This is a genomic window from Serratia sp. BNK-17 (assembly GCF_048684935.1).
GTDB lineage: Bacteria > Pseudomonadota > Gammaproteobacteria > Enterobacterales > Enterobacteriaceae > Serratia > Serratia nematodiphila.
Map to the genome: position 1 here is coordinate 1 of NZ_JBLQTR010000002.1, position 25,645 is coordinate 25,645.

Sequence of the window (25,645 nt, forward strand, 5' to 3'; positions counted from 1 at the left end):
GGGTCCTTCCTGGGGTTCAAAACACCGAGGGGCGCTAGACGCGCGAAAAGTCGCTATTTATGAGCTTTTTGGACGCGGATCCTACTTCCTTCTCACTTGATACCTAACGCATTGTTTTTAATTGATTCACCTATAGCCAGAGCGGGAAGTGATCCTATCGAGATCCTCTCGATTTTCGGGAAATCACTTCCCGGTTAAAAAAATGTTAATAAAAAGGAGTTTCGGGGGGATTTATGAATGTAACAAAGGCACAACTGGCGGATCTCTTCGAAGTTTCAACGCGCACGATCACCACATGGCAATCGCAAGGAATGCCGGTAGTGGCCGGCGAGGGGAACGGCGGTAAAGGCGGGGAAAATACCTATTCGACAAAGGACGTTATTACCTGGTACGCCGACCGCGAGGCCTCGCTAGAAAACGAGATATTGCGTAAAGAGCTGGACGCCCTGCAGCAAAGCGGGGATGAGGCCTTGCAGCCCGGCACTATCGATTATGAGCGCTACCGTTTAACCCGCGCTCAAGCCGACGGCCAGGAATTAAAGAATGCTAAAGACTCCGCCGAGGTAGTGGAAACCGGCTTCTGCATGTTTGTCCTGTCAAAGGTCGCGGGGGAGATTGCCGGCATTCTTGACGGCATTCCTCTCTCAATGCAGCGGCGCTTTCCTGAACTGGAAAATCGGCATATCGAATTTTTAAAGCGGGATGTGGTGAAAGCCATGAATAAAGCGGCTGCGCTGGATGAAATTCTTCCGGGGTTGCTGAATGAGTATATCGAACAAACGGATTGATCGGCTGCGTTATTGGGTTGCCGCCGGTCTGCGCTCGCTATTCCGCCCCGTTCCTATGACGGCGGTAGAGTGGGCAAACGAATATTATTACCTCCCTAAAGAATCCTCCTATCAAGAGGGGCGCTGGGAAACGATGCCGTTTCAGGTTGCGATCATGAACGCAATGGGGAGCGATGACATCCGGGAGGTAAACCTGATTAAGTCGGCGCGCGTCGGCTATTCAAAAATGTTGCTGGCCGTCGTGGCGTATTTTATCCAGCACAAACAGCGAAACGGGCTGTTGTGGCAGCCGACGGATGGCGATGCTGAAAATTTTATGAAGTCGCATGTCGAACCGACGATCCGCGACGTTCCCAGTCTCCTGGCAATGGCTCCCTGGCACGGAAAAAAACACCGCGACAACACGCTTTCGATGAAGCGCTTTTCGAACGGTCGGGGTTTCTGGTGCCTGGGGGGTAAAGCGGCAAAAAACTACCGTGAAAAATCGGTCGACTATGTCGGCTATGACGAATTGGCTGCTTTTGATGAGGATGTGGAGAAGGAAGGCTCTCCGACGTTCCTGGGCGATAAACGCATAGAAGGCTCAGTGTGGCCAAAGTCGATACGCGGATCTACACCAAAAATCAGGGGCATATGCCAGATAGAACGCGCCGCCAGTGAATCCGGGCATTTGATGCGTTTTCATGTGAAATGCCCGCATTGCGGCGTGGAGCAGTTTTTAAAGTTCGGCGATCGTGAAACGCCCTACGGTTTTAAGTGGGAATCAGGGAAGCCGAAGACGGTTTTTTATCTCTGTGAGCATAACGCCTGCGTGATACGCCAGCAGGAACTTAATTTTAGTGATGCGCGTTATATCTGTGAAAACACGGGCCTTTACACGTCTGATGGCCTCCGCTGGTTTGAATCGACGGGGCAGGAGGTTGATCCCCCTGAATCAGTCTCCTTTCACATCTGGACCGCTTACAGCTCGTTTACTACCTGGGCGCAAATCGTTAAGGACTTTAGAAAGACGAAGGGCGACCCGGGCAAGCTGAAAACGTTCACCAACACGACGCTTGGCGAAACCTGGGCCGAGGAAGTGGGGGAGCGTCCGTTACCTGAAACCCTGCTCGAACTGGCCGAACATTACCGGGCAGAAGTGCCCGATCGTGTGGTTTACCTCACCGCCGGCATTGACTCCCAGCTTGATCGTTATGAAATGCGTGTGTGGGGCTGGGCGCCAGGTGAAGAGGCATTCCTGATCGACCGCGTGATTATCATGGGTCGGCACGATGAAGAGGAAACGCTGCTGCGTGTTGATGAGGCTATCAACAAACAGTATCACCTGGCCGACGGCACGATCATGACCATTGGTCGCGTTTGCTGGGACTCCGGCGGTATCGACCCGGCGATTGTTTATAACCGGTCGAAAAAGCTGGGCCTCTTCCGGGTAATACCGATCAAGGGAGCCAGCGTTTATGGGAAGCCTGTGGCCAACATGCCGCGCAAGAAAAACAGCCACGGCGTTTTTCTGACCGAAATCGGCACGGACGTTGCCAAAGAAGTCATTTACAGCCGCTACAAACTGGAGCGCTCCGCCGATGGCTCCCCCGTTCCCGGGCTTATCCACTACCCGAATAATCCGGCGGTTTTCGACCTGGCAGAAGCCGAGCAGATGACGGCAGAGGAACTCATAGAAAAATATGAGAAAGGGAAAATTAAATTGCTCTGGGACGCCAAAAAACGCCGAAACGAGGCCCTCGACTGTTTTGTTTATGCCCTGGCGGCTTTGCGTATCAGCGTTTCGCGCTGGCAGCTGGATTTGGATGTGTTACTGGCCAGCCGCCAACAATCACCGTCCGGCCAGCAGGCCAGAAATAATAATGACTTGGCCGCCCTGGCGGCTCAATTGGGAGGATAACGTGGCGACACTGGCACAATTGGAAGAAGCCCGAAAAGCCTTACACGAACTGCTAACGGGTAAACGTGTGGCATCGATTCAAAAAGACGGGCGCGCCGTGACATTCACCTCCGCCACGTTAAACGAGCTGCGCGCCTATATCTCCGATTTAGAGGTTCAACTGGGGTTAGCCAGTCGGCGCCGAGGTCCGGCGGGGTTCGGGGTATGAATAAAAATCCAACTTTACTTGGCCCGGATGGCGCTACGCCGCTGCGTGAGTACGCTGGTTATACCGGTGGCGGTGTGGGCTTTGGTGGCCAAATTGCCGGCTGGCAACCGTCGTCACAGAGCGTAGACGCCGCATTACTGCCGCAATTTGAGCGGGGGAACGCCCGGGCGGATGACCTGGTGCGAAATAACGGCTACGCAGCCAATGGTGTGCAGTTGCACCAGGATCATATCGTCGGCTCCTTCTTTCGCCTTAGCTATCGGCCAAACTGGCGATATCTCGGTATCGCTGAGGAAGAGTCTCGGGCGTTTTCTGACGAGATAGAGGCGGCCTGGCGAGAGTACGCAGAGGACCCTGATTGTTGCCTGGACGTGGAGCGCAAACGTACCTTTACGATGATGATCCGTGAAGGCGTGGCCATGCACGCGTTTAACGGGGAGGTCTTTACCCAGCCTTGCTGGGATCGTGCTCCGCATCGACTGTTTCGCACGCAGTTTAAGATGGTCAGCCCCAAACGTATCCGAAACGCGCCTGGAGTGCTCGACAGCAATACACAGCGGGCCGGTGTTTCGCTGGACAAATATGGCGCCGCCATTGGCTACAACGTGGTGGATGACAGCTATCCGAGCTGGGGCGCTCGCCGTGTTTCCTATGTGCCCCGTGAGCTGGCAAATGGTCGGCCGGCGATGATCCACATCTTTGAACCCCTGGAGGATGGCCAGACGCGTGGGGCCAACCGGTTTTACAGCGTGATGGAGCAGATGAAGATGCTCGATACTCTGCAGAACACGCAGCTGCAGAGTGCGATCGTTAAGGCGATGTATGCCGCAACCATTGAATCTGAGCTGGATACAGAAAAGGCGTTTGATTACATCCTGGGGGCGGGGAACGCGCAAGGCCAGGAACCCCCGATGAATAAATTCCTGCAGCAATACCTGATTTATTACCAGGCCGCGCAAGTGAAGTTTGGCGGTGCCAAAGTCCCGCACCTGTTCCCTGGGGACAAACTGGAACTGAAAACCGCGCAGAACGCGGATAACGGCTATTCAGTCTTTGAACAGTCGCTGTTGAGATACATCGCCGCCGGCCTGGGGGTGTCCTATGAACAGCTTTCCCGCGATTATTCGCAGGTGAGTTACTCCAGTGCCCGGGCATCGGCTAACGAATCCTGGCGTTACTTCCTCGGCCGCCGCAAGTTTATTGCGTCACGCCAGGCGAGCATGATGTTTTCCTGCTGGCTGGAAGAAGCCTTGATCCGTGGGGTGGTAAAAATGCCGTCCCGCGCCCGTTTCTCGTTCAGTGAGGCGCGATGCGCCTGGAGTAATTCAGAATGGATCGGCGCCGGCCGCATGGCCATTGATGGCCTGAAAGAGGTGCAGGAGTCCGTCATGCTGATAGAGGCGGGTTTAAGTACCTTTGAAAAGGAGTGCGGCAAGCTGGGCGAAGATTATCAGGACATTTTCCGCCAGCAGGTCCGGGAAGCAGAAGAACGCAAGGCCGCCGGCTTAACGCAGCCTGCGTGGGTGGCTGCAGCTTTCCAGGCTCAGCTGCAGAACTCAACACAAAACGAGGGAGGTCAGCGTGGATCAAGCGCGTAACTTGCCCCATATCGCCAGTATGGCACTCAATGAGCCGCTTTTATTAGAACCCGCCTATGCGCGGGTTTTCTTTTGCGCGTTGGGTAACGAGCTGGGCGTGGGGCGCCTGATTGATGGCACAACAAACACGGTCTTATCACCGCCGCAAATGACGGAATTAGCCGCGTCTTATGGGCCGGGGCGAGTGACTGTCTCGGATAACGGCTATGACATCCAGGGGCGGATCGCCATTGTCCCGATATCAGGGACGTTGGTCAGCAAGTCCGGCTCTTTGCGTCCGTATTCTGGTATGACCGGCTACAACGGGATTGTTTCCAGGGTGACAGCGGCAATTAACGATCCCGACGTTGACGGGGTTTTGCTCGATATGGATACCCCGGGCGGGATGGTCGCCGGCGGATTTGATGCGGCCGACATTATCGCCCGCCTGCGTAATCAAAAGCCGATATGGTCATTGGCCAACGATATGAACTGCAGCGCCGGTCAGTTGCTGGCCAGCGCGTGCTCTCGGCGATTGGTCACGCAAACGGCTAAAACCGGCTCTATCGGCGTCCTGATGGCCCACAGTAATTACGCCGGCAATCTGGAGCAAGCCGGGGTTGATATCACTCTGATTTATGCCGGTGCTCACAAGGTGGACGGGAATCCCTGGGAAGCCTTGCCAAAGGAAGTCCGGGCAACATTTCAGGCAAAAATGAACGCCATCCGGCAAGCCTTTGCGGAAAAAGTATCGGGCTATACCGGTATTTCCGTTCAGGCGGTGCTCGATACCGAAGCGGCCGTGTATACCGGCCAGGAATCGATAGACGCAGGTCTGTCTGACGAACTGGTTATCAACACCGATGCGTTAGCGGTCATGCGTGAGGCTATCAGCAACTCAAAAGTAACCCGGTCTATAGGAGGCCAAATGTCAGTAAATCAAACCCAAACCGCAGCGGATACGCCAACAGGATCAGAAGTGGCTACAGCACAAACGGTAGCGGATCCGGCAGCGGCTCAGCCCGCAGGAAATGTAACAGCGGCCGTTAATGATGCCATTCAGGCCGAAAATGCCCGCATCATGGGGATTTTAGATTGTGATGAGGCGAAAGGCCGTGGCGCTTCCGCGCGTGCCCTGGCAGCCACGCCAGGCATGACGGTAGAAAATGCCCAGCGCATTCTTGCCAGTATGCCGGAAAGCGCTCAGGTGCGGACTGAAACGGGACTTGATCGCCTGATGGCCGATTCTCCCGAAGCGCTGGGGCAAGTGGCTACGGCCAAGACCGATATTGACGATTTAATGAACACCCCGGTGTAAGGAATCCAAGAATGGTAAATCAAGAAGAGTTTAAGCATGTTCAGCCCCTTGGTGGCAGCGATGCGGCACATACCGCGATCGGCATTAGTGGCCTTACTGCGGCAACGCCAGCGCTCACCCCGCTAATGTTGAAAGAAGACACTAACACGCTGGTGGCATGGGATGGGGCAAAAGCAGGGACGGCCGTTGCTATTTTGGCGCTGGCCATCGATGGCCCGCAACCGAAAATCACGTACTACAAATCCGGTACATTCCGGGTTGAGGAAGTGCAATGGCCAGAAGCTGCGGCCACTGATGAACTGAAATTTAACGCCTTTGCCGGTACGGCTATCAGCGTTAACTAATAGTTCCCGATCACCACTTTATAACCGCGCCTGGCGCGGTTTTTTTATGAGGAAAACTCATGTCCCAATCCATGTACTCGACGAGCAAATTGATCGCCGTCACTGAGACAAAATTCAAGTTTGACCCGCTGTTTCTGCGTATTTTCTACCGTGAAAGCTACGAGTTTGATAGTGAAACCGTAGACCTGGCCAAGATCCCCGGCGAGGTCGCAATGGCGGTTTATATCTCTCCAACGGTTGAGGGTAAAGTGCTGCGTTCGCGTGGCGGCCTGACCACGCAATTTAAGCCGGGCTACGTTAAGCCAAAGCACGAAGTTAACCCGCAAATGGTGCTGCGTCGTCTGCCAGATGAAGATCCGGAGCAGTTGAAAGATCCCGCTTATCGTCGTAATCGCATCATCCTGCAGAACCTGAAAGATGAAGAATTGGCTATCGCCCAGGTTGAAGAAAAACAGGCTGTCGATGCGGTGATCAGTGGCAAATACATCATGACCGGCGAAGCGTTCGAAGAGGTCGAAGTAGACCTGCAGCGCGACCCGGCCAACAACATCACGCAGGCTGGCGCCGGTCGCTGGTCTACCCAGGACAAGGAAACCTACGACCCGACCGGAGATCTTGAGGAGTACGCGCTCAATGCGTCCGGGATTGTCAATCTGGTTGTGATGGATCCTAAAGCCTGGTCCCTCTTCCAGTCTTTCAAAGCGGTGCAGAAAAAGCTCGATACCCGCCGGGGATCTGTGGCTTACCTGGAAACCGCGTTGAAGGATTTGGGCAAAGCGGTATCGGTTAAGGGCATGTATGGCGATGTGGCCATCGTGGTTTACGTTGGCCAGTATATCGACCCTAAGACCCAGAAAAAAACCAACTACATGCCTGAAAACACCTTTGTGATGGGTAATAACGAGGCGCGGGGTATCCGAACCTATGGCGCTATTCAGGATGTTGAGGCGCTGAACGAAGGCATTACCAAGGCCCGCCGTTATCCAAAAAACTGGATTCAAACGGGCGATCCGGCGCGCGAATACACCATGACGCAAACCGCGCCGCTGATGCTATTGGCTGATGCCAATGAGTTCGTGGTGGTGAAAGTCGCTTAACCCATCCTGTAGGGGCTACGGCCCCTTTTCCCCTGTTTTAGAGAGAGAACACAATGGCTGCTAAAGACGATTTGATCGCCAAGCTGGGCGAGTTGGGCAAGGTGCTGGGCCGTGAACTGAGCACGGAAGGAACTATCGCAGTTTTGCAACTGCGTATCCGCGAAGCCGAAGAGGAAATCGAGGCTCAGGAGGAAGACGGCGACGGTACAGACGGTGGCACCGGTGGGGCATCTGGTGCCGGTCCGTTGCTGCAGGCGACCACCGAACAACGCCAGCCAATGGCGCCAAAATTAGAAGGCGAAATCGAGTGGGTAACGGTCCGCGTGCTGACGACGTTGCACATCAACGCCTTGCATGAGACGCGCAATCAACCGGTGAAAATGGCGTATGCCGGCGATACGGTCCGCGTGCTGGATTCGGACGTGGACGAGCTGGAAGACGCTGGCTACGTTACAGAGCTTTAAGGGGGCGGCATGGATGGGTTCGATAACCTTTTTGATGAGGCTCTTTTCGATGCTGACAGCCGAATTATTGAGGCGATGGGGCGGGAAATGAAGGTGTTTATCAATGGATCGCCGACGCCTGTCCGTGCCGTTTTTGATGAGCCGGCCGCTGATACTACCCTGCCTTATGGCGCCGCCACGGTCCAGGACGTCGCCCCTCGTTTATTTGTAAAAACGGCGCTGATTGCAGGCCTGAAGCCTAAAGATCGGGTGGAGATTGGCGCGGAGGCCTTTTGGGTGGTGAAGGTCGGCCCGGACGACACAGGAACCTGTGTTGTTACATTGGCGCGCGGAGTGCCAGGGAAGCCCGCGCCGGCGATCGACAAATGGAGTTAATGATATGGCCCGAGCAAGCAGGTTAAGGCGTGATCTGCCGTTTGATATCGATCTGCAGGTGCTACAGCGAATAGCCGTTTCCGCCGGCGCGAACCATAAGCAGTATTTGCGCGCCTACTCCCGGGCATTAAACCGTACTGCCGCGACGTTGCGAAAGCGTGTCGTTGCCGATATGAAGGCCGGCATAGCGCCGCGCAACCAATCCATGATCCGCCGGCGTCTCCTGTCGTTTCGCCTAACCCGTGGCTCCCAGCTGGACGAGGGTAAATTGTGGTTTGGTCTGAATGCTATCAAGGTGAAGGACTTGAAAGGCCGGGTAAAAGGTCGGATCCGGCCTCATCATGACCGTCGGGACCCGAGAACGGGGCGATTTATCGCAGCCAGGCGCCGGGCCGCCGCTGAAGTTGGGTTTGAGCCTAAAGGGGCCTTGCTGGCTGCAAAAAACTTCCCTGATGGTGAAGTGGGCCGAACGCGCGCCGGCCGTCGGACAGTATTGATCCGCGACCCTCAGACCCGCCGCGCAAAAGAGGCCGAGGTAGATATCTATGCTCCGATGCTGGATTACATCGAAGACAACGCATTTTCGGACGTGGCGCGGATTTTCTTCCATCACTTTGAAACGGATTTAAAAGGCCGCGTGAAGGCGCGGATCAACGTGTGAGGGGTTTATGCCAACACCGATTTTAATGGCGAGCTATCACGACGCGATATTGTCCGCACTGCGCGAAATTGAGTGGGTAGCCAATGCAGATGATTACCCGGAAGTAGTGACGCAGCTGGAAACGCCGGCGGTGTATTTGTCGATCGCCGGCTGGGAAAATGCCCCCGGTTCGGATGGCCAACTGCGCGTTGAGTTTGAGCATGATCTCTTTGTTGTCGTTGACCGTGCCGGCACAAACGAAATCACAAAGCCCCAGGTTTACATCCGAACGGCGGCCGCGGACTTGAGCCAATGGATCCAGGGGAGAACGTTTGGGCTTGAGGGCTTGGAGCCGGCGGAGTTTGTCAGAGCTGGCCCGGATGAATTTGATATCGCAATGGAAGATTATATCGTCTGGCGTATCACGTTCAGCCAGGTGGCTGCGATGGGCGAAGATCCGTTTGAATCGAAAGCCGGGCCATTGAAAAAGGTCTTTCTGGGCAAGGCGCCAAACATCGGCCGCGCGCACGTTGACGATTATCGCCTTATTTACGAGAAAAAAGAGGGCGCCGGCGATGAGTGACGACGTGTTATCAGACCTGCAGCGCCGGGTTGCCAACATGGTCCGCCGAGGGGTTATTCATTCGGTAAAGCACGGTCCTCAGCCATTCTGCCGCGTGGAGATTGGCGAGAATATTACAACCTGGCTTCCGTTATGTCAGGGATTCGCCGGCGCCCATCGCAGTGACTCAAACCCCTGTGCAGTGGGCGATCCTATTACGGTACTTTCAGAAAGCGGGGAGCTGAATAACGGCCGCGTTTTCCCTGGCTGGAATACCGGCGCCATGCCGGCACCAGAAGGCAGCGACGCGGAACACATCACGCGATTCAGCGACGGCGCCGAGTTTCGTTACAACCGCGAAGCCCACGCCTTTAAGCTGACGCTACCGGAGGGCGGCACCTATGAAATTATCGGCAAAGGGACATTTCGCGGCCCGGTAGAAATAACGGACACGCTGACGGTGAAAGGCAAAACGGAACTGCAGGCAGACACTGCCGTTACCGGCGACCTGTCCGCCACAGGGAAAATCTCCGACGGCAAAAGCACGCTGGACCGTATCCGGGAAATTTTCAACATTCACACCCATCCCGATCCCCACGGTGGGGACACCGATAAACCGAACAACCAAATGTAACCCGCTCCGGCGGGTTTTTTTATGGGGGCAATATGCAGGGAGTTAATGCGGCCAGCGGCAAGCGCCTGGCCGGGACAGCGCACCTGCGCCAGTCCGTCTTTGACATTCTGACAACGCCGATCGGTAGTCGCGTTCTGGTGCGAGATTACGGGAGCCGCCTGTTAGACCTGGTGGACAATCCCCAGGACGAAAGCACTCGCGTGCATATCATCGCAGCGACTGCCGGCGCCCTGGCTCGCTGGGAGCCACGCCTGCAGGTTAAATCGGTGACGGTGCAGTTTTCCGGCTCCGGGCAATTTGACCTGACGATTTACGGCATCAACACAGAAACGGGCTACCCGATCACTTTGGAGGAGCTAACGATAAATGGCGACCAATTCCGCAACGATTAACCTGTCGGAGCTGCCCGTACCCGATGCGGTAAAGATGCCCGATCCGGCGCTGATTTTTGCCGGCTGGCTGGCGCGGCTCCGCGAGCTGGACCCGGTTTATGATGCCTTGCTGGAGTCTGACCCCGTTTTTAAACAAGGGGAAGCCCTGGCGTATCACTCAACGCTGATCCGCCAGGGCATGAATGACTCCATTCGGGCTGTATTGCTGGCCAGCGCGAAAGGGAATGACCTTGACCAGATCGGCGCCAACTTTGATGTGGAGCGGCTGCTGATAAAGCCCGGGGATCCGAGTGCGGTCCCGCCGGTTGAACCGGTATTCGAAGATGATGAGGCATTTCGTACCCGAATACAGCTGGCGTGGTCCCGTTTAAGTACCGCCGGCGCTGAAAATGCGTATACGTTTTTTGCCGCGTCTGCCGATCCCGATGTGCTCGACGTCCGCGCATACGGCCCTGAAGATCACCAGCTTCTCGGCGAGGTCTATCTCTATGTGTTGTCCCGCACCAACGGGGGGATCCCTTCGGCCGAGGTGCTGAAGAAGGTCGCCGAGGCGGTCAATAAAAAAGAGGTTCGGCCGCTGACCGATTTTGTCACGGTAAAGCCGGCGGAACTGGTGGATTTTGAAGTGACCGCAGATATCCAGATCCCCTACGGCCCGGACACTGACACGGTGATGAAAGCGGCGGAGGATGCGCTGGACAAGTACCTGGCCATTGTTCACCGCCTCGGCCGGCTGGTTTCACGTTCGGCCATAGACCGCGCCTTACATCAGCCCGGGATAGTGACGGTAAAGCTGCTTTCACCTGCTGCAGATATCGGCATGGGAATGGGGCAGGCGCCGCGATGCTCAAAAGTGACGCTGCGTAAGGTGATCATCAATGCCGAATAAATTTAAAACCCTCCTCCCGTCCAATGCCATTCCGGCAGAGCGCGCCCTGGAGCGCGCGACAATTGAAGAGGTGCTCTCTATCCCGGACCTGATCCGGATAGTGAAAAACCCGGCGTTATGTCCCGTTGAGCTGCTGCCGTGGCTGGCGTGGGAGTACAGCGTGGACACCTGGAATACGGATTGGACGGAGGAGGAGAAACGGGCGGCTATTGCCCGTGCTGCCTATATCCATCGGCATAGAGGTACGCGGGCGGCGATCGAAATGTCGTTGTCCTCCTCGCCGTTCGCCAGCGATGTTATCGAGTGGTTCGAAAAGACGCCACGGGGGGAGCCTTACACGTTCTCTCTTGAGGTGACGCAGGACGACCGGCCGATCACGTTGGGCGATGTGCAGGACCTGAAAAGCGCGGTGATGAAAGGTAAGAATTTGCGCTCCTGGTTCGATGTGACATTTAAGGGGAACCTGGACGGTAAGGCGATTTTAGCCGGCTACATGATTGCGTCGGAGTCTATCCAGATTTTGCAGCCGTTTGAATTTATCGGTGTGCATATCAATGGCTGGATGACGTCAAATTTTACCCCGACGACATCATTTAAGGGCGCAACCTATACCCTCTCGGCGCAAGGCAATTTTGGCCTGATAACCTGGCGGGCGGATGGCCCGGCTACGGTGGCGTCTGACGGAACGGTAACCATTACGGGTCCGGGGAAAGTGTCAATCATTGCAACTGACGCCAAAGGCCGCGAACTGGTACACACGATTAATCCGCGTCTTTATCTCATACCAACCCCCGAGCGTATGTATCAGGCCGATATGCCTGCTTTTCTGGCGTCGAACAACGGCCGCTGGCCACATGAAAAAGAGTTATCGCTAAAGAGCAACGAATTTGCTCCGCGAGGTAATGGTGCGCTGTGGAACGAGTGGGGAAACATGGTGGTGTATGGATGGCTGCAAGATAACACAGACCGGCATTTGTATGTCACAGACACCCCGGGAAGACCAAATCCAGAGAGTACCCGGTGGGCCATTATTTTGCAGTATGGCCGAGGGAAAAATCTGGGGCTGACTAACCCGGACAGATATTGCACGGCCGCCGTAATTGAACTGGAGAGTGAATAATGGCAGCAGGATTAATTTTAACCGCCGTCGGGGCCGAGGCGATAGAGGCGGCCTATCAGGCCGGTGAGGTGGTCACTATCCCGATCGTCGCGTTCGGTGATGGTGGCGGGGCCTCTGTGACCCCTGACCCTGCCGTAACCAAACTGGTCAATAAATTTGGGGATGTGCCCTTTACACAGGGGGAATCGGGTAGCGGCATGATTGCCGGCCAGGCGGTGATTAACGCCCGTAAGCACCCGGGTAAAGTGGTTCGGGAGTTTGGGCTGATGAGTAGCGCCGGCGTTCTGATTGCCTATGGCGCCTATCCAGACACCTACTTACCGGAACAAAATGACTCGATCGTAAAAGAGCTGGTGGTGAACTTTGCTATGCCGCTGGTACATGCCGAAAGCGTGGTGCTCGAGATTGATCCCAATATTTCGGTGCTGACGATTGAAGAGGCTGATGCCCGCTATCTCTTCAGGAAGGGCGACACAGCGACGGGGGATCTAGGCGCCCCAATGTTCCAGGCAAACGGCACGAACGGCATACCGGCCGGCGCAGGCATGTACAAGGAGCAATTGGACAACCACGCCCCATTTTATTCGCCTGATTATCACTGGTCCGTGACACCTGGAAGCACTTATATCCCCCTGGTTAAAGGGCGAGGGACTCGAAAAGGCAAAGGGTGGCCGACGGCCGTTAGCTTTGGCTACCTTATGCCGGGTACAGATATGCACGCTCATCCTGTTATCCACGCAATCGGTGATAGCGGGATGGAGTGTATTTGGGAGTTTGATACACAGAGCGGGGGGCTGAGAAGTAAAGCGGGTACGTTCGCGATAGAGGAGCTGCAGCCGATCGTTCCGCTGCCTTTTTCCGGCGATACACCGCCGCCAGGTTATGCCTTCATGGTTGGGCAGGCTTTCGATAAAAACGCCTATCCGCGCACGGCGCAGGCGTTCCCGTCGGGTATTTTTCCCGACATGCGAGGCCGGACTATTTTGGGGAAACCCGATGATCGCGGCCCGCTATCGTTGGCTGATGGTGAGGTTAAGAGCCACGGCCACAGCGGCGAGGTGATGGGGGAAAACTTGGGATCACGCGAAACAACAGATAACGGGGCTTATCAGTTGAAATTGCGATCTTATCGTTCGCGAACGGCTCTAGATGGCGGTGATAGTGATCGCCACTCGTTTGAACAAGGGTTTCCATTCACAGATTACGGCTTGATAGAACCAATACCGAATCACACCCACTGGCTTGATCTCGGCTGGCACGGCCACGGCCTGCGCATCGATGCGTTCGGCGCCGCAAAAAACACCGTCGATAACATCGCCTTTAACTACATCGTGAGGCTTGCATGACTGATAGTTTTGAATTTTCTGATAGCCCGCGCTGGGTATGGGTTTACCGTTTTGATGATGCCGGCATTTTCACCGGGTCGCTCAACTTTTACGTTGCGCCGCATACCGGCTTACCGGCGAATTGCACGCCTGTGAAGTGCAGCCCGAAAGCTGGCCAGGCGGGAATATGGAACGGGGAAGGCTGGAAGTATGTGGCCGACGTGCGCGGCGCTACATATTGGGATGAACAGGGCCGGCCGTTTGTCATGATGGAGCTGGCCGCATTTCCTGAGTGGGCAGTAACCGAAGCGCCGCCGGCGCCTGAACCTGGCCACGTTGTGTTGTATACCGCCGGCGCCTGGCAGCAAGTTGAAGATCGTTCAGGGCAGACGTATTACACCGCCGACGGGAGTCCCCATGTGGTTCCCAATGCTTATTTTGTCCTCCCTCCTGATTGCACCTTTACCGCGCCGGCGTCGCAATGGGACCGCTGGGACGGTGAGCAATGGGTAACAGATACGGATGCTATGAAGCGGGCCGCCGTAGAACAAGCGACGGTAACGAGGCTGCAGCTGCGGCAGCAGGCAGATCGGCAAATCGAATTGCTAAACGATGCAGCAGAAACGGGAATTGCTGCCGCCGGCGATGAGCAGCGCCTGGCTGCGTGGAAGAAATACCGCGTGATGTTGAGCCGTATCAGCCTCGACAAGGCCCCAGATGTTCCCTGGCCACCATTGCCAGCTGAATAACCCCCTCCCTTGACCGCCGCCGGCGGTTTTTTTATGCCTGGAGATAACAATGGCAGAATTACATGGTGTTGAAACGATAGAGCTGAATAGCGGATCTGTTGCTGTGACGACGATTCAGACCGCGATTATCGGCCTGGTGGGAACGGCGCCGAACGCGTCGAAAGGCTCGCCGGCCAGTGTGACGAGCGGAACGCCGTTACTGGATAACGAGCTGGTATTCAAAGCGGTAGACCCTGGCCGCCAGGGTAATCAGTACAGTGTTAAGGCCGTCGCCGGCGACGCAGGCGTGAAAACCTCGGCCAGCTATGCGGCCGGCGTGCTGTCGATCATCTTGGCTGCAGATGATAAAGGCGTAGTGACTGCGACGACTGCCGACGTGGTGACAGCGGTGAATGCCGTAGCCGATAGCAAAATTAAGGCCGAAGAAACGACGGCGGCGGGGATTGTGGCGCCATTCACGGCGCTGTTAACCGGCGGGACCGATGAGCCGTTTCCTGTCAATACGCCCGTGGCAGTCATTGGGGGGACTCAACTAAGCGCCCTCGGTGCTGGTGGTACGCTGGGCGAGGCGATCACGGATATCACCGATCAAACGAACGCGCTGATCATTGTCGTGCGAGCGGCGGATGACGCGGAGGGTAAAGCCGCTGCGGTGCTGAGCACGGAAAAGGGCGCGAAGTTAACGACCGAAGGCGGAGCAAAATTGCTCACTGAACAGAAATTTTCGGTGGATCCAGATGTGCGGGCCAACCTGATCGCCGCAATGGCCGCCTGGTCGCAAAGTGAATCAATCACCGGCTACCGTCCACGCATTTTGATTGCCCCGGGGTTTAGTGAAGATGACGTGATCGGGAAGGCCCTGGAGACGGCCGCAAATAAATTGCGCGCGGTGGCTTATGTTGATTGTGAGTCGATGGCCACGCCGCAAGAAGTTGTGACCCGCCGGCAGATGTACGGCGCCCGGGTTGAGCTGTTACGTCCCCGCGTCTCGAAAGTGAAGGCCAACGGTGAGATCGTATTTCGTCCTTACTCCGCCTGTGCGGCCGGCCTGCGCGCCAAAATCGACCTGGAAAAGGGCTGGTGGTGGAGTAAGTCGAATCAGCCGATCGCCAATATTCTCGGCGTTGAACAGGTTGACGAGTTTATTCTCGGCGATCGCAACTGCCAGGCGAACCTCCTGAATATGGAAAACGTCGCAACCATTATCCGCCGTGATGGTTTTCGCCATTGGGGGAACCGCCTTTGTATCAAGCATCCGCAATGGCAATTTGAGTCTGTGCGCCGAACGGCTGACGTTATCGAGGACAGCATTCAGGAGACTGTATTGCTGTACGTCGATCGCCCGCTGGACCTTGAAAACATCGATGACATCCTTGGAACGATTAACTCCTACATGCGCACACTGACCAAGCTCAAAGCCATTTTTGGCGGGCGCGCCTGGCTGGATGAGGAGCTGAACACTGCCGAAACCCTGGCGGCCGGCGAAGTCTATATCGATTACGATTTTGGGCCGAAGTCGCCGACGGAACGGATCACGATGCGGGTCCGCATTAACAACAAATATGCTGTAGAGGAGCTGGGGACTGTATGAGCCAACAAACAACGTTAAGGGCCTGGACGTTTTTCGCCGGCGGTTTCCGTATTCAGGGCGCGCACGAGTATACGCCGCCGGAACTGTCGATCGTTAAAACGGACCTGCGCACCGGCGCGCAGGACGCGCCGACGCCGATGGATGACGGCATGGAGGCGCTCACCTGCCAGATCAAGTTTTACGGCATCGATGCGGACATGTTGTCCCGCTTTGGTTTTGTGACGGGCAACCGTAACCGCTTTGCGGCTTACGAGGGCTATCTCAGCAACGGCGGGGCGCTGGGGTCGATTGACGAGATTGAGGGCTTTGTCTCGAAGATCACCCCTGACGCCCGGGACAATCAAACGCTGTCTGAGAAGGCGACAACGGTCGAAATCGCGATCAACTACTACAAGCAAACCCTTGAAGGCCGGGAGCTGTTCGAAATCGACACAGAGCGCTTTATTCGCCGCGTGAACGGCGTGGATCAGCTGCGCGGTATCGCCGCCAAAATCCGCCTTTAAACCTTTCCTTATCGCTGACAAGCGGCCTCCGGGCCGCTTTTTTATTGGAGTTTTTTATGAGCTATCCAGCCAATACGAAAGAAATCAAGTTTTACTCCCCGCTGACCCTCGAAAACGGCAGCCAGTTAACGAGTGTGCTCATGCGGGAGCCTCTGGTTCGTGACCGTATTGAGTTCTCCCGGATGAAAGGGAATGACCTGGAGAATGAAGTGGCCATGATCGCGAACCTTTGCAATATGAACGTTGCTGACGTTGGCCGCCTGACTTCAGCGGACTTCTCCCAGTTGGAGGACATGTTTAACGATTTTTTGCTGCCGCCCGACAAGCGAGAGAAATCGACATCCAGCGAGGGCTAAGGCTCCTGGGGCGCCGGCTGCATTACACGCTGGGCGACTGGCTGAACATGCCATTCAGCGTGTTTAGCGATTTTCTGGTGCTTGAAGTGGAGATAATCAATCGTGGCCGGACTTAGCCAGAAATTAAAGGCCGTTATCAGTTTCGGCGGCAATATCGACTCCTCCTGGGGCCGTTCTACGGACGGCCTGAAAAAGGGATTGAGTTCTGTAGAAAAACAGTCTGAAAAGCTGGGCAAGCAACAGAAGGCGCTTGCGCTGGAAATGAAGAAGGCGAAGTTAGCCGGCAAAGATATCTCCGGGTTGAAACGCGACTATGCCGGCGTGACGCGCGAGATAAAAAAAGCGGATGCCGCGCAGGAAGCCTTTAATCAAAAATTGCTGCGCAAAGAGCGCCTGCGCCGCTTCGGTGCCGGTGCAAAAACGGCAGCAGGGCGCACGCTGAAAGCGGGGATCGGGATGACGCTCGGCGGCGGCGCGCTGGCTGCCGCTGCCGGCGCGATCCTTTCCCCTGTGAACATGAACGCCCGAACCGCTGAAGCTGTCGGCAAAGCGAAAACCTATGGCGTGGGCATCGAGACGTATAACGCCTGGGACAGCTTCGGGAAGCAAATGGGGCTGAACGGTGAAAACTTCGGGGATCTTCTCGAGGAGCTGAAGAACAAAGCCGGCGAATATAAGGCGACCGGGGAGCAATCCTCGCTTAACGATGCTTTCAAGATGCTGAAATTTGGCGCCGGCGACTTTGCCGGCCTGACCAATGAACAGCAGTTTGAAAAAATCATGGAGCGCGCCCTAACGCACAAAGACGAGCAGGAGGCGGCGTCCGCCGTCGATATGCTGATGGGGGGCGAGGCCAATAAAATCCTGACGTACATGCGCCTGACCGGCAAAAGCTACAAGGAGATGATGGATCAGCAGAAGCGTTACAACCTGGTGACGAAAGAAGGCGCAGATGGCGCCATTCGCGGCAATATCGCGTTTAGCAATCTGCGCAGCGTGTGGGGGTCGGCCGTTGAGGAAATCGCCGGCAAGCTGGGCGGATCATTGGCGCCGAAAGTGACGCAGCTGGCGGACGAGCTTTCCGCCTGGTTCAAAAATGGCGGCATAGAAATTATCTCCACCACGATCAGGAACAAATGGATCCCGAACCTTGTGGAGTTCGCCAACGGCATCATGACCGTAACAAAGCTGTTTCTGGCCATTGCCCGCCGTTTGTCCTGGCTTTTACCTAACGAGCAGAGCGACAAAAAAGCCATAGTGCGCTCACTCGGGAGCGGTGACATTGCCGGCGCGCGTGATTTTGCGCAGTCGCACGGGCTAGGTTCCTGGCTTGAGTCAATTCTGGCAGACCCGGAGAAGCAAAAGACCCTGCAGGGGATTTACCGCGATACGCAATATTCCGTGACCTCTGAACGCGTATTCAGCCCGGGCGAATATTGGGACAAGGCGGACGATCGGATGTTAGCCGCAATCGGTGAGACGGATAAGGGCGATGATCCATTAGATGGCGCGTTTGCTTTCCTTTCATCGCTGACCAATCAGGGCGCTGCCGGCGACAAGCCCACGATGACGGACAATCGCCGGCAAGAGGTGAATATGACGGTGATCGCTCAACCTGGCCAGGATGCGCAGGCGGTGGCGGATAGCGCGGTTTCATCACTGAAAAACATGGACGTGTTCAACGGCAATAATGCGATGTATGACCCTGCGGAGGCCTGGTAATGGTAGACATTATCGGCACGATCACCGGCGCCTATTCAGCCAGGCAGCCGGCAGACAGCGCCAGCATCATGATGATGCTCGGCAATTTTGAATTTTCCATCGATACGGCGACGTATAACCAGCTGACGCGTGAGGCCCGTTGGCGCTGGAGTGAGCAGGAACGGATCGGCCGGCAGGACTTACTGCAGTACACAGGGAAATCGGCGCGGTCCGTCAAAATGGACGGAGAGGCGCACTCACAGTTTAGGAACGGCGTGGCCAGTATCGATGCGCTGTATGACCTGGCTGACAAGGCGGAGCCTCAGCAGTTGGTGAGCAGCGCCGGCGATGTATTGGGCTGGTGGGTCATTACCGACTTTACCGACACGACGCCGGCGTTTCTGCCTGGTGGCGTTCCCCGCAAGAAAACCTACTCGATCACGATAAAACACTATGCCGACGAATTATCTAACCCGTGAGGGCGATGTGCTGGATGCCGTCTGTGCGGCTCACTATGGCACGGAGAACCTTTCCCAAACCGTTGTAACGGTTTTGGATGCAAATCGCGAACTGGCGGCCCTGGGGGCAGTCTATCCGGCGGGGATAGTCATCACCTTGCCAGACATTGAGACGCCGACGCCAGAATCGCCGATACAGCTATGGGATTAACCGATGCAACAAAAACAGCCGGCCGAATTTCGGCCAGAATTTCGCATAACTGCAGAGGGGCGAGATATTACCGCGATTCTGCGAGAAAACCTGGTTGATCTCAGCCTGACCGATAACGGTGGCGCCACGGGCAAAGCTGACGAGCTGCAGATCACCCTCCTGTCTGAAACCCTAAAACTACCGCCAAAGGGCGCCCGCCTCCGGGTTTCCCTGGGATTCAATGGCCAGCTGGTCGACAAGGGCTGGTTTGTTGTATCCGGCCGCGCCAGCAGCGGACCGCCGCGAAAAATCGTGTTGTATGCCACTGCAGCCCCTATGAATGCGCAAAAGCAACCCGGAGACGTACAGAGCCAGAAAAGCCGCAGCTGGGACGCTGTGACACTCGGGGACATTGTGACGACGGTCGCAAAGGATAACGGACTGATCCCGAAGGTTGCCGAGCAGCTGGCCAGCATTGCGATCGAGCATATCGATCAGGTGCGAGAGTCTGACGCCGCGCTTATGACTCGCCTGGCGCGAACGTATAACGCGGTTAGTAAGCCTGCCGGCGGCTATTGGCTATTCCTGGAACAAGGAGAGGCGACGACCGCGAGCGGGCGCCGGCTTACCAATGTGACGATCACCCGGGAGGCGCTGACATCGTGGAGTTATTCAGATGGCCAGCGCGGCGCTACCACAGAAAAGCCAGCGAAGACGGCGGACGGCAAAGGCAAAAAGGGCAAGGTGAGCGTTGCATACTACGACGCCGCCGACGGCCGGACTAAAACGCAATCGCTCGAGCATAACGGGCCTGACCAGGCTAATCCCTTCACGCAGCCGAGCAAGGCCCAGGCTGACAGCAGCGCCAAAGCCAAAATGACGAAGGCCAACCGCAACGAGCGGCGAATGACGCTGAGCGGCCCGGGGCGGCCGCAGTATGTGCCATTGACTGCCGAAAGTCGGATAACAACGGCGGGGTTTGGTGAGGAGGAGGATCGCACCTGGTTAATTGAGTCCCTGGCGTTCTCTTTGAACAGCTCCGGCCTGACGATGGCTTTTAACCTGGTCACTGATATTAAACCGCCTGCTGAGAGCAAAGCGAAAGCGGCGAAGAAAGAAAAAAAATCTGATGGCATTGGCTATTATTAACGCTGTTCAAGCAAGGTGAAATAATGGAGCAATTAAAAACTGTCCGTACTGCGCAACAATTAAAATCAGGCGGAAAAAACATTCAAGATAATGAATTGTCATTGTCAATATCCAAGCTGCCACCTACAACAAAGTTAAATTTAACTGCGTTAGTCCCCGTTGTTAATGAGGGAGTGACTGAGGCGGCGACAATAAAAGATATAGTTGATTTACTCGATGGAGGAGCGCCTGGTGATATCAAGTTAGACCCCAGCGCGAATAATCTGCTGAGTAAGAGTGATGCGGGACTTCTGTTAGACCGTTACAAGGCCCCTTGCGTAGGCATTACTGGCACGTATGTAAGTACCGGCGCGGGGCCTGATTTTACTCAGGATAACGCGTTTAGTGAGACTGGGGGGATTTGGCGAGTCAAGAATACGGTAATGCTTAGCCGGGTGCCAAGTACGGCCAGTGGCGCGGTCATCATTGATATCACCTTGGGTAAAATACCGTGTGACACTTCAGGGATACCATTGCAATACACGCTAAGTGTGGGGTCAACAAATAAAAGGGTGGGAGGAGTTTGGCGTCAGCATTCTGTCATGATATTGGCTATTGTTGGTGCTCCTGTTAAATTAATGGATGTAGCGTCCGGCGCTTTAGAGGATTACAAGGAGGGAATTGCGTGGAATGTCAGCATTAAATATACGTTTGGGGACATGGCCCCGTCTATTCCATAATTACACTAAAAGAGGACAATAACCCACCTCTTTTAGTGTTCCCTGGTGTTGGTGATTTTAAATTTTAAAGACTCTAATAAACGCCGCTCGGATTATATTTCCGATTCGTGTCACTGTTCGCTTTAAAAGCGATGCCGGCTTACACTTGTCACAGTAGCTAGGTTCCCCGTTAGGCCAGTCAGCCTCATCACCGATCCAAAGTCCGCACGTTCTGCAGAAAGTCATGTTATAGGACGACATGCCACACGCTCCTTATGATAAACCCATTAAGAGTGGGTTTATCGGTAACTGTTGGCAAATGGTTATGGCCGATCGATAACTCATTATTGATCGGCGCGGACGATCACAAAACCTCCCTTCGGAGGTCGAAAAGATCGGTTATTTTTGCCGCTTTTGCGTTTTAGTTTGACGTACAGGGGGTTACGAGTAGAATCAGATCGCAGCAAAAGGATCCTTTGGGGATCCAGATCGGATAACGAACAATAAGCGCTCGACCGGCTCGAGATCTAATGCGAAGCTGGGAAAGGTGTGCTAGAGTCTCTTCGTGACCCCGAAATGTGGTTTTGAGTCACAAAATGAATTAACGGCCTCTCGGTGATGTTTTCCGGGAGATACAAAAGCAAAACCCCCGCAGCTGGTAACTGCGGGGGTTCTGCCGGAATCCACAAGAAAAAATCTATCGGACGCCTCGACAACTCCGATAATAGACGTGGATTCAGGCAAAAGCAAGCGCAATGCGCCGAGAATCCGCGTACATGTTTACAAACTATGTCCATAATCCCGCCCCGGCGTTTGTAGCGCCTGAGCACCACAAAGCGAGGCCCAGTTTCATCAGGAAACTGTGTAATTTCGCGTCTAAACGCAAGGTTTGGAAGTGGGAAGGGTTCTATGGGCTGCAGCCGATAAATCCCCAAACTCTGAAGCCTATCCGGCGCCAACGGCATTTTAATTTGCACCGTGGCCGAGCTATCCAGGCTGTCACCGAAGCGATCGCGCACCACTTGAACACTGTCACCGGCATAGCTCAGGTGAGCGTTGAAATGCTGGCGCACCAGTGCGGGCTTGCGACCAAATCGGCGGCCGGCAATGAGTCGATCACGCGGGCCAGTCGTGCAGTGCTGACGCTCGAGGAGTACGGGATTCTCAAGTGCGAAAAGGTGTGGGATAGAACGGCCGGCACCTGGATCCCGAAACTGATCGAGATTACGCCGGCATTCATTCGCATGTGCGGCCTGAGTGATGAAGAGTATGAGGCCGCCCAGCGGCAGCAATTGGGCTTCCAAAAGCGCGGCCTTTCTCTGGTAGACGCTGAGCAGCTCACGATCACCGAAGCACGCCGACGCGCACGGGAAAACCATCGGCGTATAGCGTTCGAACGCCGGCAGAAACAGAACAAGGATCACGCCGCCCGGCGTTTGGCCAAGAAGCTGGCCACAAAGAGCCTGGACGAGCAACGCCATGAAATAACAAAAGGCCTGGTTAAACGCCTGGGCCGCGATGAACTGATCAGCCTCGGCCCTGAAGGGGTTAAAGAGCTGGTGGATCGCGAGCTGGGCCGACTCAGGCGGATTGCGGATAGCCCGCCAATATAATCCCATCCTGAAACCTTTCCCCTGAATAGCGTGGCGTACAGCCGCGCTAGCGGCGATCCAGCCCTGGGCGCAATTGTTCAATAAATACCCACCAAAAAATCATCACAACGGCTAAGATCCCCCTCATGCCGCCGGCAATCACCTATCTCGATCTCTTATCCACATATAGATGCAAGCGGAAACCATTTTTGAATGCTTCCATTAGAAATAGATGCAAAATTACATTCTTTTAATCATGACTATTCATAACCTTATACGTCCCACGTTGTGGGGATAACGTCCGCCCTTGCAGCGAGCTAACGCTCGCGCCGGTTCGGATATCGGCGCAAGCGCCTCTAAGGTAGCTCCCAGGCGCAAGCGCCCGGGCAAATCGCTGAATATTTCTTTTGTCTCCGACCGGAAGCCAATTAAGCGCGGTAATGCCGTGCCAAAAAGGGCGCTTAGCAGGAAGAGGGGGCAAATTCGGCCTCTGTGGCCAGCTGTAAGCATCAAGCGAAAAATCGCGGGGTTCGCCTGGTTATCTACACCGTGGCCTGTATGAGCGTTCTATGCAGTAGAAAGGCAGGCCTAAAAGATAGTTAAAACTTGCACATTAGGATAAAAAGTCCTAATGTTCACGCATCGAGAAGAAATGCGCAGGATCACAAATGACCGATTCAAAAATAAAAGCAGCTCAACAAGATGCGATCGATAAAGGGCTAAACCCTAAAACACTCCTCCCGTATACAGCAGGCTGGGAACGGCCGACGGGCGACGATATGCGCGTGATCATGACACTGGCCGGCTTCACTGGCTCAGCTGCAGGGAATTATGCCGGCGTTGAAGGTCGAACGATCAGGAAGTGGATTGCGGGCGCGCCTGGCCCAACTTATGCCGGGTGGTGTCTGCTGGTTTATGCCGCTGGCCTGGGCATGATACCGCCAAAGCACAAATGATAGATTTGCTATATACAAATCGGAGGTTTGTTTCGTGGGCAGCATAACATTGAAGCGTAAGGGCCGAGCCGATTTTATGGATATGTTTTCCGCCGGCGCCTTTTCGAAAGTTGTGGCCACAAAGAACGAGCGCGGCCGCTGGCAGCTATTCGGCTTATCGACTTCTGGCGATATGGCGGTGTTTGTTGAGAAAGCGCGCGGCGATGTGCGGGAATGGTCCGGCCTGGACTACCTGGCGGCATTCTGCGGAAAAATGGGGATCGAGCGCTGGGAGGTTCACGCACGCCGAATCAATAATTAAATAATTAAAGAAATATTTAAAACAGGTCTTGCAGGGTAGGAAAAAAAGTCCTAGTATATCTCTATCGGCCGGGCATGACGCCAGGGCCAAACCGGAGATAAACCGATGACTAATAAAGAAATTGCACAAAGTATCCTGACCCAGCTCGGCGGCAACCGTCTGATTGCAATGACTGGCGCCAAAAACTTCGTAGCCATCGATCGCGGGCTGCAATTCGATCTCCCAAAGAAGGCGCATTTTGTTAAAAATGGCATCACTCGCTTGCACATCGTGCTCGATGCTTCAGATACATACACGATCAAGGCGTTTAAAATCCGCGGGATGAACGTTACAGAGGTGAGCGAGAGCAGCATGATCTATTGCGACGTTCTGCAGGCGACTTTTACAGAACTGACAGGCTTAGATACACACCTATGATTAAGGCCCCTCCGGGGGCTTTTTTTTTGGTCACTATCATTTATACTGTATAAAAATACAGTAATGGTGATGTTATGGGCTTCATGTCGATCGGGGGCGCGGGCTACCTGGTGCAAAAAATCGGGGAGGAGCTGCCGCGCGTTCCGTTCCTCTATTCTGGCCAATCATTTGTTATCCGGCCCGAGGCGGCCGGCTATGTCGTTTATCATTGGTCTGCGCGCTCTTGGGAGCGATATGATGAAACGGTGCATCGTGACCAGCACGCGGCGTTTAATCACGTCTACGAGGCGGAGAGCGCGCGCTGGGCTGAAATGGAAAGAGCGATCAGAGATAAGTGATGAAAACGGCCGTTATGCCGGCATTTCCTCATCAAATCAGAATCGTCGTTTTGTTAACAAGTTAGTAACATAATTTAGGGCCGATATCAGGCCCGAAAAGCCCTTCTTTTACCGTGTACGCGCGGTTTTCGTGACGAGTGGCGATCCGCCAGGGCGCTTAACAACCATTATGTTAAATAGTCTCCTTTTGCCCCAAATTAGTGCAGAATGACCGGGCCGCCACTGAGTGGTACGCCATACCCACCAATAACCACTAAAAATATTGACAATGGTAGGTATTGGTGGGTATACTGCCCCCGAGTTGAAAAAAGAAGGAGGTTTTATTGAGCAGTGCAGAACTCATTAGGAAATTGAAGAAAGAAGGTTGGGTGTTAGACCGCGTAAAAGGAAGCCACCACACATTTGTGAAGGAAGGCAGAGAAGACATCATTACGGTCCCCCATCCTGAGAAGGACTTAGCGACAGGAACGCTACAGAGAATTCTCAAGCAGTTAAAGCAGTAACGTAGTAAAGCAGTAAAAGGGGCGCGCCCTAACGGGTGCGCCACTTAAAGAGAAACTAATTAAAGGTGAATGAATGAAATTTCCGATCTATCTCCATCAGGCAGAGGGCGGTAGTTTCTCCGGTTTCGTACCGGATATTATCGGCGCTTACTTTGCCGGTGATACCATCGACGACGCGATCGCCGATGCATATGGCGCAATTGATGCGCATCTAGAGTATCAGGCCGAGAAAGGCAAAGCGTTACCAGCTGCCCAGGACATTTCCGCGCATCTTCATGATGAAGATTGCCAAGGCGGGATTTGGGCGTATGTTGATATCGATTTAAGTAAATATGACGGCAAGTCCGTAAAGTTAAATATCACTATTCCACAAAATCTGTTGTTGAAAATTGACCAGTATGTAGAAGTGCATCGCGAGTATACATCCCGCAGCGGCTTTTTAGCCGAGCTGGCACGCCGCGAAATGCAAAAAACCGCATAAAAAATAAAACCTTCGTTTTTCAACTCAAA

32 protein-coding genes are annotated in these 25,645 nt (G+C 54.7%); all 32 read left to right on the plus strand.

Going from position 1 to position 25,645, the window contains the following annotated elements; all coding sequences use genetic code 11:
- Positions 1 to 233 precede the first annotated feature (233 nt).
- The 32 genes from ACMGF7_RS24220 (at position 234) to ACMGF7_RS24375 (ending at position 25,616) form a co-directional block, all read left to right on the plus strand.
- On the plus strand, positions 234 to 788 hold the full coding sequence (locus ACMGF7_RS24220; protein WP_122078345.1) for a terminase small subunit: 555 nt from the start codon (positions 234 to 236) through the stop codon (positions 786 to 788).
- Positions 763 to 2,688: a phage terminase large subunit family protein gene (locus ACMGF7_RS24225; protein WP_420286783.1), complete on the plus strand. Its 1,926-nt coding sequence runs from the start codon at positions 763 to 765 to the stop codon at positions 2,686 to 2,688. The genes ACMGF7_RS24220 and ACMGF7_RS24225 overlap by 26 nt, the downstream gene beginning before the upstream one ends.
- A 1-nt stretch (position 2,689) precedes the next feature.
- Positions 2,690 to 2,896 (plus strand): phage head-tail joining protein, encoded by a 207-nt coding sequence (locus ACMGF7_RS24230; protein WP_026142328.1) that lies wholly within the window; start codon positions 2,690 to 2,692, stop codon positions 2,894 to 2,896.
- Positions 2,893 to 4,494 (plus strand): phage portal protein, encoded by a 1,602-nt coding sequence (locus ACMGF7_RS24235; protein ID WP_420286785.1) that lies wholly within the window; start codon positions 2,893 to 2,895, stop codon positions 4,492 to 4,494. Before ACMGF7_RS24230 ends, ACMGF7_RS24235 begins: the two co-directional genes overlap by 4 nt.
- Positions 4,495 to 4,513: 19 nt before the next feature.
- Complete coding sequence (locus ACMGF7_RS24240; protein WP_171884987.1) at positions 4,514 to 5,791, plus strand: S49 family peptidase; 1,278 nt, start codon at positions 4,514 to 4,516, stop codon at positions 5,789 to 5,791.
- An 11-nt stretch (positions 5,792 to 5,802) separates the two neighbouring features.
- Complete coding sequence (locus tag ACMGF7_RS24245; RefSeq protein WP_171884968.1) at positions 5,803 to 6,135, plus strand: head decoration protein; 333 nt, start codon at positions 5,803 to 5,805, stop codon at positions 6,133 to 6,135.
- A gap of 59 nt (positions 6,136 to 6,194) precedes the next feature.
- A complete protein-coding gene (locus tag ACMGF7_RS24250; protein WP_171884969.1) occupies positions 6,195 to 7,232 on the plus strand; it encodes a major capsid protein in 1,038 nt (345 codons plus the stop codon).
- Between the two features lie 53 nt (positions 7,233 to 7,285).
- Positions 7,286 to 7,696, plus strand: coding sequence for a DNA-packaging protein FI (gene gpFI, locus ACMGF7_RS24255; RefSeq protein WP_420286786.1), 411 nt, complete (start codon positions 7,286 to 7,288; stop codon positions 7,694 to 7,696).
- A gap of 9 nt (positions 7,697 to 7,705) precedes the next feature.
- Positions 7,706 to 8,071: a head-tail joining protein gene (locus tag ACMGF7_RS24260; protein WP_197788644.1), complete on the plus strand. Its 366-nt coding sequence runs from the start codon at positions 7,706 to 7,708 to the stop codon at positions 8,069 to 8,071.
- A 4-nt stretch (positions 8,072 to 8,075) separates the two neighbouring features.
- Entirely contained in the window at positions 8,076 to 8,732 is a 657-nt protein-coding gene (locus ACMGF7_RS24265) for a hypothetical protein (protein ID WP_420286670.1), read from the plus strand.
- Positions 8,733 to 8,739: 7 nt separating this feature from the next.
- On the plus strand, positions 8,740 to 9,294 hold the full coding sequence (locus ACMGF7_RS24270) for a hypothetical protein (protein ID WP_265260181.1): 555 nt from the start codon (positions 8,740 to 8,742) through the stop codon (positions 9,292 to 9,294).
- Positions 9,287 to 9,907 (plus strand): phage baseplate assembly protein V, encoded by a 621-nt coding sequence (locus ACMGF7_RS24275; protein ID WP_420286788.1) that lies wholly within the window; start codon positions 9,287 to 9,289, stop codon positions 9,905 to 9,907. The genes ACMGF7_RS24270 and ACMGF7_RS24275 overlap by 8 nt, the downstream gene beginning before the upstream one ends.
- Before the next feature lie 32 nt (positions 9,908 to 9,939).
- Complete coding sequence (locus tag ACMGF7_RS24280) at positions 9,940 to 10,299, plus strand: GPW/gp25 family protein (protein WP_420279569.1); 360 nt, start codon at positions 9,940 to 9,942, stop codon at positions 10,297 to 10,299.
- A complete protein-coding gene (locus tag ACMGF7_RS24285; protein ID WP_420279570.1) occupies positions 10,274 to 11,188 on the plus strand; it encodes a baseplate assembly protein in 915 nt (304 codons plus the stop codon). The genes ACMGF7_RS24280 and ACMGF7_RS24285 overlap by 26 nt, the downstream gene beginning before the upstream one ends.
- Entirely contained in the window at positions 11,178 to 12,308 is a 1,131-nt protein-coding gene (locus ACMGF7_RS24290) for a phage tail protein I (RefSeq protein ID WP_420279571.1), read from the plus strand. Before ACMGF7_RS24285 ends, ACMGF7_RS24290 begins: the two co-directional genes overlap by 11 nt.
- The gene (locus tag ACMGF7_RS24295) at positions 12,308 to 13,654 is read left to right on the plus strand and encodes a phage tail protein (protein ID WP_420286789.1); all 1,347 of its coding nucleotides are present in this window, start codon (positions 12,308 to 12,310) and stop codon (positions 13,652 to 13,654) included. Before ACMGF7_RS24290 ends, ACMGF7_RS24295 begins: the two co-directional genes overlap by 1 nt.
- Positions 13,651 to 14,382, plus strand: coding sequence for a tail fiber assembly protein (locus ACMGF7_RS24300; protein ID WP_420286790.1), 732 nt, complete (start codon positions 13,651 to 13,653; stop codon positions 14,380 to 14,382). The genes ACMGF7_RS24295 and ACMGF7_RS24300 overlap by 4 nt, the downstream gene beginning before the upstream one ends.
- Positions 14,383 to 14,431: 49 nt before the next feature.
- On the plus strand, positions 14,432 to 15,973 hold the full coding sequence (locus ACMGF7_RS24305) for a phage tail sheath C-terminal domain-containing protein (RefSeq protein WP_420286660.1): 1,542 nt from the start codon (positions 14,432 to 14,434) through the stop codon (positions 15,971 to 15,973).
- Complete coding sequence (locus tag ACMGF7_RS24310) at positions 15,970 to 16,476, plus strand: phage major tail tube protein (protein ID WP_380692115.1); 507 nt, start codon at positions 15,970 to 15,972, stop codon at positions 16,474 to 16,476. Before ACMGF7_RS24305 ends, ACMGF7_RS24310 begins: the two co-directional genes overlap by 4 nt.
- Before the next feature lie 56 nt (positions 16,477 to 16,532).
- On the plus strand, positions 16,533 to 16,832 hold the full coding sequence (locus ACMGF7_RS24315) for a phage tail assembly protein (protein WP_197763118.1): 300 nt from the start codon (positions 16,533 to 16,535) through the stop codon (positions 16,830 to 16,832).
- 102 nt (positions 16,833 to 16,934) lie between these two features.
- Entirely contained in the window at positions 16,935 to 18,554 is a 1,620-nt protein-coding gene (locus ACMGF7_RS24320) for a hypothetical protein (RefSeq protein WP_420286791.1), read from the plus strand.
- Entirely contained in the window at positions 18,554 to 19,012 is a 459-nt protein-coding gene (locus ACMGF7_RS24325) for a phage tail protein (protein ID WP_171884983.1), read from the plus strand. Before ACMGF7_RS24320 ends, ACMGF7_RS24325 begins: the two co-directional genes overlap by 1 nt.
- Positions 18,987 to 19,202: a tail protein X gene (locus ACMGF7_RS24330; protein WP_085337420.1), complete on the plus strand. Its 216-nt coding sequence runs from the start codon at positions 18,987 to 18,989 to the stop codon at positions 19,200 to 19,202. The genes ACMGF7_RS24325 and ACMGF7_RS24330 overlap by 26 nt, the downstream gene beginning before the upstream one ends.
- A gap of 3 nt (positions 19,203 to 19,205) precedes the next feature.
- A complete protein-coding gene (locus ACMGF7_RS24335; RefSeq protein WP_420286792.1) occupies positions 19,206 to 20,330 on the plus strand; it encodes a contractile injection system protein, VgrG/Pvc8 family in 1,125 nt (374 codons plus the stop codon).
- 23 nt (positions 20,331 to 20,353) lie between these two features.
- A complete protein-coding gene (locus ACMGF7_RS24340; protein ID WP_154871532.1) occupies positions 20,354 to 21,049 on the plus strand; it encodes a hypothetical protein in 696 nt (231 codons plus the stop codon).
- Between the two features lie 755 nt (positions 21,050 to 21,804).
- Positions 21,805 to 22,641, plus strand: coding sequence for a plasmid replication initiator RepA (gene repA, locus ACMGF7_RS24345; protein ID WP_420286793.1), 837 nt, complete (start codon positions 21,805 to 21,807; stop codon positions 22,639 to 22,641).
- Between the two features lie 647 nt (positions 22,642 to 23,288).
- On the plus strand, positions 23,289 to 23,576 hold the full coding sequence (locus ACMGF7_RS24350) for a hypothetical protein (protein WP_154871534.1): 288 nt from the start codon (positions 23,289 to 23,291) through the stop codon (positions 23,574 to 23,576).
- Positions 23,577 to 23,652: 76 nt separating this feature from the next.
- Positions 23,653 to 23,877 (plus strand): hypothetical protein, encoded by a 225-nt coding sequence (locus ACMGF7_RS24355; protein ID WP_238969656.1) that lies wholly within the window; start codon positions 23,653 to 23,655, stop codon positions 23,875 to 23,877.
- Between the two features lie 105 nt (positions 23,878 to 23,982).
- Entirely contained in the window at positions 23,983 to 24,294 is a 312-nt protein-coding gene (locus ACMGF7_RS24360) for a hypothetical protein (RefSeq protein ID WP_238969657.1), read from the plus strand.
- Between the two features lie 74 nt (positions 24,295 to 24,368).
- Positions 24,369 to 24,632: a hypothetical protein gene (locus tag ACMGF7_RS24365; RefSeq protein WP_238969658.1), complete on the plus strand. Its 264-nt coding sequence runs from the start codon at positions 24,369 to 24,371 to the stop codon at positions 24,630 to 24,632.
- Positions 24,633 to 24,955: 323 nt separating this feature from the next.
- A complete protein-coding gene (locus tag ACMGF7_RS24370) occupies positions 24,956 to 25,135 on the plus strand; it encodes a type II toxin-antitoxin system HicA family toxin (RefSeq protein ID WP_420286794.1) in 180 nt (59 codons plus the stop codon).
- Positions 25,136 to 25,208: 73 nt separating this feature from the next.
- A complete protein-coding gene (locus ACMGF7_RS24375; RefSeq protein WP_420286795.1) occupies positions 25,209 to 25,616 on the plus strand; it encodes a type II toxin-antitoxin system HicB family antitoxin in 408 nt (135 codons plus the stop codon).
- The last annotated feature ends 29 nt before the right edge of the window (positions 25,617 to 25,645 follow it).

Bases quoted from the DNA above. Each gene is read 5' to 3' on its own strand.
- ACMGF7_RS24315 (WP_197763118.1), top strand. From the start codon at position 16,533: ATGAGCTATCCAGCCAATACGAAAGAAATCAAGTTTTACTCCCCGCTG.
- ACMGF7_RS24260 (WP_197788644.1), top strand. From the start codon at position 7,706: ATGGATGGGTTCGATAACCTTTTTGATGAGGCTCTTTTCGATGCTGAC.
- ACMGF7_RS24305 (WP_420286660.1), top strand. From the start codon at position 14,432: ATGGCAGAATTACATGGTGTTGAAACGATAGAGCTGAATAGCGGATCT.
- ACMGF7_RS24285 (WP_420279570.1), top strand. From the start codon at position 10,274: ATGGCGACCAATTCCGCAACGATTAACCTGTCGGAGCTGCCCGTACCC.
- ACMGF7_RS24375 (WP_420286795.1), top strand. From the start codon at position 25,209: ATGAAATTTCCGATCTATCTCCATCAGGCAGAGGGCGGTAGTTTCTCC.
- ACMGF7_RS24265 (WP_420286670.1), top strand. From the start codon at position 8,076: ATGGCCCGAGCAAGCAGGTTAAGGCGTGATCTGCCGTTTGATATCGAT.
- ACMGF7_RS24350 (WP_154871534.1), top strand. From the start codon at position 23,289: ATGACCGATTCAAAAATAAAAGCAGCTCAACAAGATGCGATCGATAAA.
- ACMGF7_RS24225 (WP_420286783.1), top strand. From the start codon at position 763: ATGAGTATATCGAACAAACGGATTGATCGGCTGCGTTATTGGGTTGCC.
- ACMGF7_RS24330 (WP_085337420.1), top strand. From the start codon at position 18,987: ATGCCGACGAATTATCTAACCCGTGAGGGCGATGTGCTGGATGCCGTC.
- ACMGF7_RS24220 (WP_122078345.1), top strand. From the start codon at position 234: ATGAATGTAACAAAGGCACAACTGGCGGATCTCTTCGAAGTTTCAACG.
- ACMGF7_RS24340 (WP_154871532.1), top strand. From the start codon at position 20,354: ATGGAGCAATTAAAAACTGTCCGTACTGCGCAACAATTAAAATCAGGC.
- ACMGF7_RS24250 (WP_171884969.1), top strand. From the start codon at position 6,195: ATGTCCCAATCCATGTACTCGACGAGCAAATTGATCGCCGTCACTGAG.
- ACMGF7_RS24280 (WP_420279569.1), top strand. From the start codon at position 9,940: ATGCAGGGAGTTAATGCGGCCAGCGGCAAGCGCCTGGCCGGGACAGCG.
- ACMGF7_RS24290 (WP_420279571.1), top strand. From the start codon at position 11,178: ATGCCGAATAAATTTAAAACCCTCCTCCCGTCCAATGCCATTCCGGCA.
- ACMGF7_RS24270 (WP_265260181.1), top strand. From the start codon at position 8,740: ATGCCAACACCGATTTTAATGGCGAGCTATCACGACGCGATATTGTCC.
- ACMGF7_RS24360 (WP_238969657.1), top strand. From the start codon at position 23,983: ATGACTAATAAAGAAATTGCACAAAGTATCCTGACCCAGCTCGGCGGC.
- ACMGF7_RS24325 (WP_171884983.1), top strand. From the start codon at position 18,554: ATGGTAGACATTATCGGCACGATCACCGGCGCCTATTCAGCCAGGCAG.
- ACMGF7_RS24295 (WP_420286789.1), top strand. From the start codon at position 12,308: ATGGCAGCAGGATTAATTTTAACCGCCGTCGGGGCCGAGGCGATAGAG.
- ACMGF7_RS24235 (WP_420286785.1), top strand. From the start codon at position 2,893: ATGAATAAAAATCCAACTTTACTTGGCCCGGATGGCGCTACGCCGCTG.
- gpFI (WP_420286786.1), top strand. From the start codon at position 7,286: ATGGCTGCTAAAGACGATTTGATCGCCAAGCTGGGCGAGTTGGGCAAG.
- repA (WP_420286793.1), top strand. From the start codon at position 21,805: ATGTTTACAAACTATGTCCATAATCCCGCCCCGGCGTTTGTAGCGCCT.
- ACMGF7_RS24310 (WP_380692115.1), top strand. From the start codon at position 15,970: ATGAGCCAACAAACAACGTTAAGGGCCTGGACGTTTTTCGCCGGCGGT.
- ACMGF7_RS24335 (WP_420286792.1), top strand. From the start codon at position 19,206: ATGCAACAAAAACAGCCGGCCGAATTTCGGCCAGAATTTCGCATAACT.
- ACMGF7_RS24365 (WP_238969658.1), top strand. From the start codon at position 24,369: ATGGGCTTCATGTCGATCGGGGGCGCGGGCTACCTGGTGCAAAAAATC.
- ACMGF7_RS24245 (WP_171884968.1), top strand. From the start codon at position 5,803: ATGGTAAATCAAGAAGAGTTTAAGCATGTTCAGCCCCTTGGTGGCAGC.
- ACMGF7_RS24240 (WP_171884987.1), top strand. From the start codon at position 4,514: ATGGCACTCAATGAGCCGCTTTTATTAGAACCCGCCTATGCGCGGGTT.
- ACMGF7_RS24355 (WP_238969656.1), top strand. From the start codon at position 23,653: ATGGATATGTTTTCCGCCGGCGCCTTTTCGAAAGTTGTGGCCACAAAG.
- ACMGF7_RS24300 (WP_420286790.1), top strand. From the start codon at position 13,651: ATGACTGATAGTTTTGAATTTTCTGATAGCCCGCGCTGGGTATGGGTT.
- ACMGF7_RS24275 (WP_420286788.1), top strand. From the start codon at position 9,287: ATGAGTGACGACGTGTTATCAGACCTGCAGCGCCGGGTTGCCAACATG.